The 12,859-nt window shown below is 70.8% G+C and carries 11 protein-coding genes; 2 read left to right on the forward strand and 9 right to left on the reverse strand.

Annotated features, from left to right (window positions below):
- Nucleotides 1-288: 288 nt before the first annotated feature.
- Together VFR64_09710 and VFR64_09715 are read right to left on the reverse strand one after the other, a co-directional pair.
- Complete coding sequence (locus tag VFR64_09710) at nt 289-744, reverse strand: ester cyclase (GenBank protein ID HET9490012.1); 456 nt, start codon at nt 742-744, stop codon at nt 289-291.
- 16 nt (nt 745-760) lie between these two features.
- Nucleotides 761-1,960: an amidohydrolase family protein gene (locus VFR64_09715; GenBank protein ID HET9490013.1), complete on the reverse strand. Its 1,200-nt coding sequence runs from the start codon at nt 1,958-1,960 to the stop codon at nt 761-763.
- A 63-nt stretch (nt 1,961-2,023) separates the two neighbouring features.
- Between VFR64_09715 and VFR64_09720 the strand changes: the two genes are divergently transcribed.
- Together VFR64_09720 and VFR64_09725 are read left to right on the forward strand one after the other, a co-directional pair.
- Nucleotides 2,024-3,814, forward strand: a complete 1,791-nt coding sequence (locus VFR64_09720) for a thiamine pyrophosphate-dependent enzyme (protein HET9490014.1) — start codon at nt 2,024-2,026, stop codon at nt 3,812-3,814.
- Between the two features lie 37 nt (nt 3,815-3,851).
- The gene (locus VFR64_09725) at nt 3,852-5,618 is read left to right on the forward strand and encodes a M28 family peptidase (protein HET9490015.1); all 1,767 of its coding nucleotides are present in this window, start codon (nt 3,852-3,854) and stop codon (nt 5,616-5,618) included.
- Here VFR64_09725 and VFR64_09730 read toward each other — a convergent pair.
- The 7 genes from VFR64_09730 to VFR64_09760 all read right to left on the reverse strand — a co-directional run bounded on the left by VFR64_09730 (nt 5,615) and on the right by VFR64_09760 (nt 12,841).
- A complete protein-coding gene (locus VFR64_09730; protein ID HET9490016.1) occupies nt 5,615-5,962 on the reverse strand; it encodes an HNH endonuclease signature motif containing protein in 348 nt (115 codons plus the stop codon). The genes VFR64_09725 and VFR64_09730 overlap by 4 nt on opposite strands.
- 450 nt (nt 5,963-6,412) lie before the next feature.
- Nucleotides 6,413-6,586, reverse strand: coding sequence for a hypothetical protein (locus VFR64_09735; protein ID HET9490017.1), 174 nt, complete (start codon nt 6,584-6,586; stop codon nt 6,413-6,415).
- Between the two features lie 225 nt (nt 6,587-6,811).
- Nucleotides 6,812-7,429 (reverse strand): hypothetical protein, encoded by a 618-nt coding sequence (locus VFR64_09740; protein HET9490018.1) that lies wholly within the window; start codon nt 7,427-7,429, stop codon nt 6,812-6,814.
- A 17-nt stretch (nt 7,430-7,446) separates the two neighbouring features.
- Nucleotides 7,447-8,994 (reverse strand): carboxyl transferase domain-containing protein, encoded by a 1,548-nt coding sequence (locus VFR64_09745; protein HET9490019.1) that lies wholly within the window; start codon nt 8,992-8,994, stop codon nt 7,447-7,449.
- Nucleotides 8,995-9,095: 101 nt separating this feature from the next.
- Nucleotides 9,096-10,505 (reverse strand): UbiD family decarboxylase, encoded by a 1,410-nt coding sequence (locus VFR64_09750; protein ID HET9490020.1) that lies wholly within the window; start codon nt 10,503-10,505, stop codon nt 9,096-9,098.
- A gap of 46 nt (nt 10,506-10,551) precedes the next feature.
- Entirely contained in the window at nt 10,552-11,796 is a 1,245-nt protein-coding gene (locus VFR64_09755; protein ID HET9490021.1) for an MFS transporter, read from the reverse strand.
- Between the two features lie 4 nt (nt 11,797-11,800).
- Nucleotides 11,801-12,841: an LLM class flavin-dependent oxidoreductase gene (locus tag VFR64_09760; protein ID HET9490022.1), complete on the reverse strand. Its 1,041-nt coding sequence runs from the start codon at nt 12,839-12,841 to the stop codon at nt 11,801-11,803.
- Nucleotides 12,842-12,859: the final 18 nt, after the last annotated feature.

Genomic DNA, 12,859 nt, shown 5'->3' on the forward strand with positions numbered 1-12,859 from the left:
AGCGCGGCGTGGTCGCTGAGCGCGTCGCGGCGCCAGCGGCCCGTGCCACCCCAGACGTAATCCACGGTCTTCAGTCGCCCGAGCAGGGTGGCATTGACGAACGCCTGGTCGATCCGGAAGCCGTTGCGCCCGTTCGGCGAGTACCACGTGTAGGCGCGCGCCTCGCCGCGATGTTCAGCGTGGTGTCGAGCAACAGCGTCTGGGGAGCGCCGCTGGCCGGCGGGTGGAGCTGGAAGATCTCCCCCGTGCAGAAGCCGCCGTACACGTATGCGCTCGGGAGAACGCGCCTCAGGCCGGCGGCAGCTCGAGCCGCCGGCCGTCGAGCTCGACCACGGCGCCGAGCTGGCGGATGCGCTCGAGCTGATCGTAGTAGACGGTCTCCTCGACCATCCGGCCGTCGCGCACGCAGATCAGCGCGCACAGGTGCTGGGTGACCCGCCGCCCGGTGGGTGGCAGGCCCAGGAACGGTCCCAGGTGCGTCGCCGTGGCGACGTTCTCGCAGATGACCCACTCGCCCATGGCGACGAGCCGCTCGATCTCGATCGTCACGTCGGGGAAGGCCTTCCACCAGAGATCGTAGTACCGGGCCACCGCAGCCTTGCCGCGCAGGGTCACGCCCGCGGCCACGACGCGGTAGATCACGTCGTCGGCCAGCGTGGCCAGCGTGCGCTCGTGGTCGTGCGCGCTTTCCGCGGCGAAGTGCTCGCGGGCCAGCCGGACGTTGGCGTCTTCCGTGAGAGTCACGCTCGTCTCGGCCCGGCTAGGAGGCCGTGGCTGCCGCGCGACTGCGGAAGCGCCGGTAGCAGTGCACGGCGTTGTCCCAGAGCAGCTTGCGCCGGGCCGTCTCGGGGATCGAGGTCCAGCCCAGCACCGCGTCCACCGACTTGGGGAACCAGCTCTCCGAGTGCGGATAGTCGGTGGCGAACATGAGCGTGTCCTCGCCCAGCGCCTCGATGGCCTGGCGCAGCGACAGCTCCCCCTCGTGGAGCTGGATGCTCTGGTAGTACTGCGGCCCCCGGATGTACTCGCTGGGCTTGCGCTTGAGCGGGGGCAGCGCGTGCTGGCACATCTCGGCGTGCTCGTCCAGCCGGGCGGCCCAGAAGGCCAGCCAGCCGTGCCCGCATTCGAGCGACGTCAGGCGCAGCTCCGGGTAACGGTCCAGCACGCCGGCGCCGATCAGCGCCGCCATGTTGCGCTGGGCGTTCCACACGTGGCCGGCCGCGCGCTGCAGGAAGACGTTGTCCCAGGTGTCCCACATCCCCGGCGGGTAGGGGATCGTCATCGTGAACGAATGGATGACGATGGTCAGGTCGTGCTCCTGGGCGGCCGCCCAGATGGGCTCCCAGTCGGGGTCGTCCAGCGACATCTCGGGCGGGCAGATGGGAAAAACGCCGACCGGCCAGGGCTCCCGGCCGCAGCGCCGAATCTCCGCGACCGAGGCCGCGACGTCGCGGCCCGAGACCAGGATGACGCTGGTCAGCCGGTCGGGATACGGCGCGCAGTAGTCCTTGAGGAAGCGGTGATAGGCCTGGTACATGGCCAGCTCGAGCCCCACGTCGTCGAGGCCGCAGAACGCCGGCAGCCCGCCCGAGGGCAGGATCATGTTGGCGTCGACGCCCTCGATGTCCAGGTCCTTCACCCGGGCGTGAGGATCGAAGTTGACGCGGTCGCTCGGGAAGGGCGGGCCCTGCCAGCGCACGTCCCAGGGCGTGCCGCCGTCCTTCAGCCCCCGCGTCACCGCGGGGGCGGGCGGAACGCGCTCGCGCGAGCCCAGACGGCGATCGAGCTCGGGACGCTTGCCCACGCGATAGCGGGACTTGCCGCCGCGACCGGGCAGGTGCCGGACCAGAGGCTCCTTGAGCTTGGCCCGATCGGTGGCCGCGAGGTATTCCTCGATCGGCTCGGTGGGCTCGATGATGTGGGTGTCCGCGTCGAAGATCCGATAGCCCGCGCGTGCCATAGGCGGTTCTCCTCGGGGGACGGTTGACGCCTGTGACCCGAGAACTTAGCATGAACCCTCACCATGAGCGACCCGGTCGCGTCCCGCCCCGTCATCGTCCACGAGACCCCGTCCCCGATGGCCGCGTCGCCGGCGGTATGGGGCAGCGACGCCATCGCCGCTTGCCTGCGCACGCTCGACATCCCGTACCTGGCGCTGAACCCCGGGGCCAGCTACCGCGGGCTGCACGACAGCCTGGTGAACTACCTGGGGAACAGCCGACCGCAAATGCTGCTGGCCATCCACGAAGAGGCCGCCGTCACCATGGCCCACGGCTACGCCAAGGTGGCCGAGCGCATGATGGGGGCCGTCGTGCATTCCAACGTGGGGCTCATGCACGCGACGATGGCCATCTTCAACGCCTGGTGCGATCGGCAGCCCGTGCTGATCCTGGGCGCCACCGGCCCCTGGGACGCCGCCCGGCGCCGCCCGTGGATCGACTGGATCCACACCGCGGCCGACCAGGGGGCGCTGGTCCGCGACTACACCAAGTGGGACAACCAGCCGGCCTCGGTGCCGGCGGCCTGCGAAGCGCTCATGCGCGCCGCGCAGCTCGCCAACACGCCGCCTCGTGGGCCGGTCTACGTCAACCTCGACGCCGGGCTGCAGGAGACGAGGATCGACGCGCTGCCGCCGATGCCGGAAGCGTCTCGCCATCGAGCTCCGGAAAGCCCGCGGCCGGCCCCCGAGCTGGTGACCGAGGCGGCGCGGCTGCTGTCGGCGGCCCGGCGGCCCGTCATCCTGGTCGGGCGCAGCCGGCGCAGTGAGCTGGCCTGGAAGGCGCGGGTGACGCTGGCCGAGGCGCTGAACGCGTCCGTCATCACGGACCTCAAGCTGGCGGCGGCCTTTCCGACCGACCACCCGCTGCACGTCGCGCCGCCGGGATCGTTCCCGCACACCCGGGCCCAGGCGGCCCTCCGCGAGGCCGACGTGGTCCTCTCGCTCGACTGGACGGATCTGGCCGGGACTCTGAAAACCGCGTTCGGCGGCGAGCGGGTGTCGGCGAAGGTGGTCAACGTCTCCCTCGACGCCCACGCCCACCGCGGCTGGAGCATGGACCACCAGGGCCTTCCCGTCGCCGACGTCTATCTGCTGTGCGAGCCCGATGCGGCCTTGCCGGCCCTGATCGACGCCGTGTCGCCGCGCCGGGTGGAGCGCCCGTCGGGGCCATCATACGAGGAAGCCCGGCCGATCGACGACGAGGCGCTCTCGTTGCAGGCGCTGGCCGGCGTCTTCAACGAGGCGGCCCGGGGAATCTCGGTGAGCCTCACGCGGGTGCCGCTCGGCTGGCACGGATCCTATCGCCACTTCCGTCATCCCCTCGATTACATCGGCGCCGACGGGGGCGCCGGTGTGGGCTCGGGGCCGGGCATCACCGTGGGGGCGGCGCTCGCCCTCAAAGGCTCGGGACGGGTGCCGGTAGCGCTCATGGGCGACGGCGACTTCCTCATGAGCGTGACGGCGCTGTGGACGGCGACCCACTACCAGATCCCCTGTCTCATCGTCGTATGTAACAACCGAGCCTTCTACAACGACGAGCTCCACCAGGAGCGCGTGGCCCGGGAACGCGGCCGGCCCGTGGAGAACAAGTGGATCGGCCAGCGCCTGGCCGATCCCGACATCGACCTGGCCGCCATCGCCCGCGCCCAGGGCGCCGAGGGCATCGGGCCAGTTACGCGTCCGGCCGAGGCCGGCAAGGCGATCGCTCAGGGGCTGGCGATGGTCCAGCAGGGCGCCGTCTGCGTGATCGACGCGCGCGTGTTACCCGGCTACGGCACCGACATGAGCGGCACTCCGAGCCCGCGCCGGCGCTGAGGCAGCTCCCACGTCCCGTCGTCTGTCCGTGGCGCTCGTGGCGCTCGCCGCGGGCCTTGCGCACGCCGCCGCCGTCGTACCGCCTGCCGAGTGGCTCATCGACCAGGTCCGTGTCCTCTCGGCGCCGGACATGGATGGCCGCGCGGCGGGGACGGCCGGCGCCGACCGGGCCGCCCGCCACATCGCCCGGGTCTTCCAGGAGGCCGGGCTGCGCCCGGGCGGAGAGGCCGGCAGCTTCCTGCAGCCGTTCGAGGTGCCGACGGGCACCCGACTGGGCGCCAGCAACGCGCTGACGCTGCTCGATCCCCAGCCCCGGACCCTGGCGGTGCGGCGCGACTTCGTGCCGCTGGCCGTTTCCACCGACGGCGACGTGACGGGAGAGGTGGTGTTCGTCGGCTACGGGATCACCGCACCCGATCTGCAGTACGACGACTACGCCGGTGTCGATGTACGCGGCAAGATCGTCATGGCCATGACGAAGGAGCCGCGCGCCCGCGATCCCGCCAGCCCGTTTCGCCGGCCGGACGCCTATCACTACTCCGAAGGCCGGCACAAGATCATCAACGCACGCGAGCACGGCGCCCGGGCCATCCTCCTGGTGAATCACCCCGCCGGCGATCGGGACACGTTGCCGGCGCTTCGCGGCGTCAGCCAGCCGTGGGGTATCCTGGCCGCCGCGATCACCCGTCCGGTCGCCGAGGCCATGCTGGCGCGGGCCGGTCCCGGTCTGGCCGAGCGTGCCACGGCCATCGATCAGGCGCTGGGGGCACGATCGGCCGCGCTCGCCGGGACCACGCTGAGACTGCAGATCGACCTCGAGCGCGATCACGCCGCCACGGCCAACGTGATCGGCGTCCTGCCGGGGACGGATCCGGCGCTTCGCCGGGAGTCGATCGTGCTGGGGGCCCATTACGATCATCTCGGCCGCGGTGGCGAGGGGTCCCTGGCGCCCGATCAGGTCGGCGCGGTGCATCCGGGCGCCGACGACAACGCTTCGGGCGCCGCCGTGGTCATGGGTCTGGCCCGCGCCTTCGCCGCGACCGGTGGCGTGCCGCGGACGCTGGTCTTCATCGCCTTCTCGGGCGAGGAGATGGGCCTTCTCGGCTCCAGTCATTACGCGAACCATCGGGCCGGAGCCCACGGCCGGATCGTCTTGATGGTGAACCTCGACATGGTGGGCTGGCTACGCGAAGGCAAGCTCTACGTGGGTGGCGTCGACAGCGGGACCGGCCTGCGCCGCATCGTGACCGATGCCGCGCAGGGGCTGGGCGTGACGCTCGAGCTACGCGGCGATCCCTTCGCGCCCTCGGACCACGTGGCCTTCTACGGGGCGGGCACGCCGGTGCTCTTTTTCTTCACCGGCGCCCACGGCGACTACCATCGCCCGACCGACACCTGGGACAAGCTGAACCCGAAGGGAATGGCGACAGTCGGCGAGCTGGTCGCGCGCGTCATCGCGACGATCGCCGCGCAGCCCAACGGGCCGGCGTACGTGAAGGTGGCCGCGCCGGGGACGGGCAGCCGCGGTGGCGGGTACGGACCGTTCTTCGGCGTGGTCCCGGACTTCGGTGCGGCCGAGCGCCCCGGCGTGAAAATCACCAGCGTGCGCCCCGGCAGCCCGGCCGAGAAGGCCGGCGTGCGGGCGGGCGACATCATCGTGCGGTTCGCCGGCGTCGAGGTGCGGACCCTGGACGACCTGACGTTCGCCCTGCGCAGCCGGCGGGCGGGCGATCAAGTCGACGTGGTCGTCGTCCGTGACGGACGCGAGGCGCAGATGTCCGCGGTGCTGGAGGAGCGCCGCTAGTCAGCTTTCCCCGAGGTCGGGGGACTCCACGAGAGCGCGTGGATGCAGCACATCGATCCCCAGCGGACATCAAGACGCTCGCCGAGCCAGCCGGGGCAGGAGCTCCGTGGGTGAATGCTGAGGCCTCGTGCGCTGCGCCGGCCCGCAGAGTATGCGCAGGATCCGAGGGTACGGGAGCCGACGGGTCGCCTGAACTGCAACGTGCCATCGGGCTGTCGGTCAACTTGAAAGCCCTCCTCGTGCACTGCCCGGTGATGCCGCCGACAGAGCAAGGTGAGGTTCGAGAGCGTGGTCGGGCCACCGTGCGCCCAGTGACGGATGTGGTGGCCCTGGCCGAAACGCACGCTGCAGCCGGGAAAGCGGCAGCCGCGGTCGCGGTGCTGCGGGCGGGATCGTCCGCGTTCGGGCGCCGACTTCCAGCAGGCGGCCGTCCTGGTCGTGGCGCATCACCACCCTGGTGGCACCGCACGCCAGGCGCTGGGACGTTTCCGCGGAAACGCGTGTCCCCTCCTCGAGGACGGACTGGCCGGGCGCGTTCTGATCCGCCAGGACCTCAGCGTCGACGTGGATCACCACCTGGTAGCGCTCTCCCGGGGCCCCGGGATCGAGCCCGTGGTGCAAAGCCGTCTCGGCCCGCAGCGCCAGGGCGTCGGCCTGCTGCTGGGCCAGCGTGGACGTGTCCGGGTAAAAGGAGGATGCTCCCGCCGGAACGTCGGCCGAGCTGGGGTCCGTCTCGGCGGGATACTGCTGCTCCATGGCGCGCGCTTTCCGATACAGCGTCTCCCGGGCCGCCGTCAGCGCCTGCGCCGACCTCGGGCTCCAGCCGCGTCGAATTCCCGGATCAGATCCAGGAGGCGTGCCGTCGCGGCGTCCAGGTGGGCCGCCAGCTCGGCGATCTCGTCGCCCAGCCGGTCGAGCTCCGCGATGCGATCGTGGGTGGGAAGCACAGCTGGCGAATGCGTGTGCATGGCGAGTCCTCCATCTGCTGGAGGAACTCTACACCGTGGTTTTCGGCTCGAGCCGGAGCGCGCAGGATGAACGATCGTGCGACGGGGAATGATTTTTGATGCTTCCACGCCCGAACGTGAGGCGTTGCGTCTTTGCCGGCCGCTAGGCCAGCATTTGTTCAGCGCTAGCGACGGCGCTCATCGCTCCTGGGCTAAGCGTGTCGAGCCCAAAAATCAATACGCGAATCACCGCGCGGGATGCGGCACGATGGCGGGCGCCTCCTCGGCCAGCGCGTGCCCGTAGCCCTGGCAGGTCAACCGCGGGTTGGTCGGGCTGAACAGGCCAGCCGGATTCTCCTTCCAGAGCCAGACGTGCAGGTCGTAGTGCTGCAAGGCTCTTGGCATGAGCGGCTCGTGGCCCTCCATCGGCCCGTCGAAGGGTTGGCCGAAGATCATCGGCCGTTCCTTGACGCCGGTGGCGAGCGGAACGAACCACTCGGCCCCGACGAGCCGGAGCGTCGTGCCGTCCGGTTCGTAGAGCAGGATCGGCGGACGCAGCGGGTCAGGTACGGGGGCGACGAGCGCGGGGTTCAGAAAATGGATGCCCATCCCGCCCACTGGATACGGGACCTGGCCCGCTCCTCCGGCTCGGGGGTAGTGAACACAGCCGACCGTGGAGAAATACCCGTCGCGGACGGCGACGTAGGGATCGCGGTATTTGTCGAGCGCCCTGCGGACCCTCTCCAGCTCCGCAGAAACGGCGGGGCGCTCCTCCCCGCGGACCGTCGACTGGGACACCGTGCCGCATCCGGCCCCTATCAGAAGAACGAGACCGAGCACCGAGCAGCCGGACAGCATCCTCATCCCTCTTTCTCCTTCTCTCACGGCCGCATGCCGTGTGACCACGGCCCCGGTTCGCGCAGGGGCGCGGCCAGGGTCGCGAACTCGCAGAGGAGCGGCCGCGTGTCCCGCGGGTCGATGATCTCCTCGATCCAGAACGTCTCCGCCGAGCGGAAGGGCGAGCGCAGCTTGGTCAGGCGCTCCTCGATCTCGGCGAGCTTCTGCTTGGGATCGGGCGCGGCGTCCAGCTCCGCGCGGTAGGCGGCCTCGATGCCGCCCTCCAGCGGCAGCGAGCCCCAGCGGCCCGACGGCCACGCGTAGCGCATGCAGTAGCGGCCGCCGTTGCGGTGGGCGGCCCCGGCCACACCGAACACGTTGCGGATGATCACGGCGCACCAGGGGACGGTGGTCTGCCAGATCGCCGACATCGCACGCACGCCTTGCTTGATGGTGCCGGTCCGTTCGGCCTGGGAGCCGATGAGGAACCCCGGGCAGTCCACGAGGTGGACGACGGGCAGGTGGAACGTCTGGGCCAGATCCACGAAGCGTTCGACCTTCTGGCAGGTGTCGGCGGTCCAGGCGCCGCCGTAGAACATCGGGTCGCTGGCCATCAGCGCGACCGGCCAGCCGTCGAGCCGGGCCAGCCCCGTGATCATGGAGCGTCCGTAGAGGGGCGCGATCTCGAAGAACGATCCCTGGTCGACGAGGGCCTCGACGATCGGCCGCATCCGGTAGACCTTGCGCGGATCGCGCGGAACGGCGTCGGCAAGCCCGGGCTCGCGCCGCTGGCGGTCGTCGGTCTCGGGTCCGCGCGGCGGCAGCGCGTAGATCGAGGAGGGCAGATAGGAGAGGAAGCGCCGCGTGCGGGCGAAGGCCTCGTCCTCGCTGTCGACGGCGTCGTCCACGGCGCCGGCCTTGAGCTGCAGCTCCCAGCCACCCAGCTCCTGTTGGGAGAGCTTCTCGCCGGTCCGCTCCACCACCGGCGGGCCGGCCACGAACAGGGCCGATCGTTCTTTGACCATCACCGAGTAGTGGGCGGCGGCGAGGTGGGCCGCGCCCAACCCCGCGACCGAGCCCAGGCCGAGCGCGACCCGGGGAATCACCGCCATGTTCGCGACGACCTGCTCCCAGCCGGCCACCGCCGGCACGTTGGCGCGTCCGGTGGTCTCGATCGTCTTCACCGAGCCGCCCCCGCCCGAGCCCTCCACGAGTCTCACCAGGGGCAGCCGCAGGTCGTGGGCCATCCGCTCGCACTGGTGGTGCTTCTCCTTGATCGTCGCGTCGGCGGAGCCACCGCGCACGGTGAAGTCGTCGCCACCGACCACGACCGGCCGGGTGTCGATGCGGCCCCGGCCGAAGACGAAGTTCGAGGGCGTGAGATCCACCAGGTCGTTGCGCTCGTCGTAGGTCGCGCGCCCGGCGATCTTGCCGATCTCGTGGAAGCTGCCCGGATCCACGAGCCGGGCGATCCGCTCCCGGATGGTGAGCCGCCCCGCCGCATGCTGGCGCGCCACCCGCTCGGGGCCGCCGAGCCGCTCGGCCAGCGCCTCGCGCCGCTTGAGCTCCTCGAGCTCGGGATCCCAGGTCATCGCGCCGGGTCGCGGGCCAGCCAGCCGAGGGCCTCGTCGAGCGTCCGCGCCCGGCTGAAGTCGAAGGGCGCGGGCTTCACGCTGGCGCCAGGGTCACCCGCTCACTCGAAGCCGTAGTCGCTCCACTGAGCGTCCACGCGGTCGAGATCCGCCCTGGGCGGAATCGAGCGCGCCGGGAACTTGTGCTTGCGCGTCGCGTCGATGCCGACCTTCGAGGACAGGAGGTCCTGGTGCTCGAAGAGGACGTCGGCCTCGGCGACGGACGGATCGAGGCCGGTGGCCGCGGTGTCGCGGACGACGTAGACGTCGCGCGCCGGCTGCACATGCCAGGACATGGCCCACAGGAGCTGGAAATAGTCGCGGACGTCGATGTCCTCGTCGACGACCACGACGATCTTGGACAGCGACGGCTCGTAGCTCCAGGCCGCCCACATGGCGCGCTGGGGCAACGCCGGGTGGTCCCGACGCAGCGAGATGCCCAGGAAGGCCGCGCCCCCGCCCGCCTCCAGGAGGTGCACGTCACGCACGGGCAGCTTGAGGTCGCGGGTCATGAACTTGAACAGGGCCACGTCGCGGCCCGTGCCCCGGATGCAGCTCGACTCGCTGGGCGGCATCTGGCTGAAGAAGGCCTGATAGATCGGATCGGCCCGGTGCGTGATGCCGGTGACCTCCATCACGTAGCTGGGGCCACCGGCGCCCATGTAGCCCGTGTACTCGCCGAACGGCCCTTCGGGCTCGCGCACGCCGGGCGGGATGCTGCCCTCGATGACGATCTCGGCGTGCGCCGGCACCTCCAGATCGTTGGTCTCGCAGCGGACCACCTCCAGCGGCGCGCCTCGCAGGGCCCCGGCAACGCCGAACTCGTCGCCCCGGATCCGGGCCACGGAGGTGAGCGGCACCGGTGGGTCGCAGCCGATCACGACGGCGCAGGGCGTGGCCAGCCCCTTGTCCTCGTTCTTCTTGATGTGCGCGTACATGTCGCGCCAGGTGTTGGTGAGGTAGAGCCCGAACTTGCGGGGACCTTTGAGCATCATCCGATAGGTGCCCATGTTGCGCTCGCCCGTCTCCGGGTCCCGCGAGACCACGCAGGGCGCGGTGACGTAGGGCGCCGGGTCCTGGCCGCGGGTCCAGATGCAGAGGGGCAATCGGGTGGCGTCGGCCCGATCGCCGAGGAGGATCGTCTCCTTGACCGGCCCCGTCGTCACGCCGACGGGCGGGATCGGATGGCTCTGGGCCTGGGCCCACTTGTCGGCGATCTTGTCGACCGTCGTCTCCAGGGCCAGCGCGTAGATCTCCGGCGAGGCGCCCAGGACCCCGGCCACCAGCGGCATCGCGTGCCCCTTGATGCGCTCGAACATGACGGCCGGCCGGCGATCGCGGGGGATCCGCTGGAAGACCCGGCGCAGCACGGCGGCGACCTCCCAGTCGGGCTCGACTTCCTTCTTGACGTGATGCAGCTTGCCTCGCGTCTCCAGGGCGTGCAGGTACTCGCGCAGGTCGCGGTAGGCCATCAGCAGGCTCCTTTGCGCAAGAGGGTGCGCGGCTGGCTTCCACAAATCAAGCCGAAAATACGGGCCGCCGGGCCAGGGCGAAGAAGACGGATCCCAGGGCCGCCATCGCCGCCAGCGCGCTGAAGCCGGGGACATAGCTGCCGGTGAGATCGGCGAGCACGCCGGCCACGAGCGGCCCGGCCATCATGCCGATCATCACGATCATCGAAGACACGCCCGTGATCGTCCCGAACGAGAGGCTGCCGAAGTAGTCGGCGCGGAGCGCCGACATCAGCGGGCCCCGGAGCCCCCAGGCGATCCCGTGCAGCACGGCGAACACCAGCACCATCCAGAACGCCGTGGCCAGGGCGAGGACCACCAACCCGACGGCGTGCCCGAGCATGCAGCCGGCTGCGATCCGACGTTTGCTGAAGCGGTCGCCGAGCCAGCCGCCACCGATCTGGCTGATCGCCTGCGTGACCGTCATGAGCGCCACCACCGCGCTGGCCTGCTGGAGCGAGTAGCCCAGCCGCTCGGTGACGTGGACGACCATGTGGACGAGCACCGCCGAGACGACCAGCAGCGCCGCGCCGTGGCCGATGGCCAGGAACCAGAACGCCCGGGTCGCCATGGCCTGGCGCGCGGTGAAGTTGCGCTCGGCCCGGAGAGGCGGCGCCGGCGCGGCGGAGTCGGCCCCCGGCGCGCGCAGCGGGTCGCCGTCGGGCAGCCAGCCGTAGGGCTCCGGTCGGTGGTGCACGAGCTGGGCTAGCGGCAGGCCGACGACCAGCACCAGGACGCCGGAGGCGAAGGCGGTCCACCGCCAGCCGATGTTTTCCAGGGCCAGGACCACGAGCGGAGTGAGCAGGCCGCCGATCGCCATCCCGCTGGCGCTGAGGCTCAGGGCCAGCGCGCGGTGCCGCCGGAACCACGCGACGATGGCGACGCCGATCGGCAAGAAGCCGCCCAGGCTGGAGCCGAGGGCGATCATGAAGAACGTGACGAAGAACGCGACCGGGCCGTTGATCTGGCTGAAGAGCATGAAGCCGAGGGCAAAGATGACCACGCCGACGCGGATGAGGACGCGCGGGCCGAAGCGGTCGGTGAGCCAGCCCTGGATCGGACCCAGGATGCCGCTCTCGGCCCGGGCCATCGAGAAGCCGGCCGACAGCATCGTCTTGCTCCAGCCGAACTCTTCGCGCAGGAGGACCACGTAGGCGCCATAGGCGTGAAACATCAGGGCCCCGATCAGGAACTCGAGGACGAAGCCGGCGGCGACGATCCACCACCCGTAGAACACCCTGCCCCTGGGCACCGGGTCAGCGCTTGTGGATGACGGCCCGGGCGAACAGCTCGAGCGAGCGACAGACCTGGGCGTGCGAGAGATCGCCGAAGCTGCACACGAGCAGCAGCGTATCGACCCCGATGGCCTCCAGCTCTTTGACCTTCGCCGCCACCTGCGCGGGCGAGCCGATGATCATGCCGCCGATGGCGTCGAGCTCGTCGTAGGTCTGGCCGCCCCAGACCCGGCCCGTCAACTCCTTGAAGCGCGCGTCCGAGTACGTGGTGGGCAGCGGCGGCGAGGCCAGGGACGACAGGTACCAGAATCCCTGCAGGGCCAGCGCGCCGTCGGCGCGCGCCGCTTCCGGCGTGTCGGCGACATACGTCTCCCGGCACAGCAGCAGGCGCGGGCGATAGGGCCCGCTCCCGGAAGGCTCCGTTCGGGCCGCCACCGCCTCCCGATATTCCCGGACACAGCGCGCCACCACCGCGCTCGGCGTGAAGTGCATCGCCACCGGCCAGCCCCGCGCGCCCACGCGGGCCACCGTGGCGGGCCGACTCGCCACCATGTGCAGGGGGGGGTGGGGGCGCTGGAGCACCCGGGGCCGCAGGCTGAGCTCCGGGAAGCGCCAGTACCGGCCGTCGTAGGAGGCGGTGTCCTGGGTCCACACCTTCACCAGAACCTCGATGGCCTCCTCGGTCATCGCCGTGGCCTCGTCGAAGTTCAGCCCGAGCTTGACGAACTCCCCCGGCCGGACGCCCTTGCCGATGCCGAAGTCGAAGCGCCCGCCGGCCATGTTGTCCAGCATCGCCGCCTCGGCGGCCAGGCGGAGCGGATGATGAAAGGGCAGGGCGTTCACGTAGTTGCCGAAGCGCATGCGCCGCGTGCGCTGCAGCGCGGCCGCGATCATGAGATTCGGGCTCGGCAGCATCGAGTAGTCGGTGAAGTGATGCTCGGCGAACCAGCACTCGCCGAATCCCAGCGTCTCGGCCAGGGCGATCTGCTCCAGCATCTCCGCGTAGGCCTGCTCGTGGGGGGCGCCGCGACCCTGACAGTAGTAGAAGAGCCCGAAGTCCACGGCAGGAGTATAACGTGG

The organism is Candidatus Methylomirabilota bacterium (assembly GCA_035709005.1).
In the GTDB taxonomy this organism is placed as follows: domain Bacteria; phylum Methylomirabilota; class Methylomirabilia; order Rokubacteriales; family CSP1-6; genus 40CM-4-69-5.

Bases quoted from the DNA above. Each gene is read 5' to 3' on its own strand.
- VFR64_09715 (HET9490013.1), bottom strand. From the start codon at position 1,960: ATGGCACGCGCGGGCTATCGGATCTTCGACGCGGACACCCACATCATC.
- VFR64_09720 (HET9490014.1), top strand. From the start codon at position 2,024: ATGAGCGACCCGGTCGCGTCCCGCCCCGTCATCGTCCACGAGACCCCG.
- VFR64_09735 (HET9490017.1), bottom strand. From the start codon at position 6,586: ATGCACACGCATTCGCCAGCTGTGCTTCCCACCCACGATCGCATCGCG.
- VFR64_09740 (HET9490018.1), bottom strand. From the start codon at position 7,429: ATGAGGATGCTGTCCGGCTGCTCGGTGCTCGGTCTCGTTCTTCTGATA.
- VFR64_09745 (HET9490019.1), bottom strand. From the start codon at position 8,994: ATGACCTGGGATCCCGAGCTCGAGGAGCTCAAGCGGCGCGAGGCGCTG.
- VFR64_09750 (HET9490020.1), bottom strand. From the start codon at position 10,505: ATGGCCTACCGCGACCTGCGCGAGTACCTGCACGCCCTGGAGACGCGA.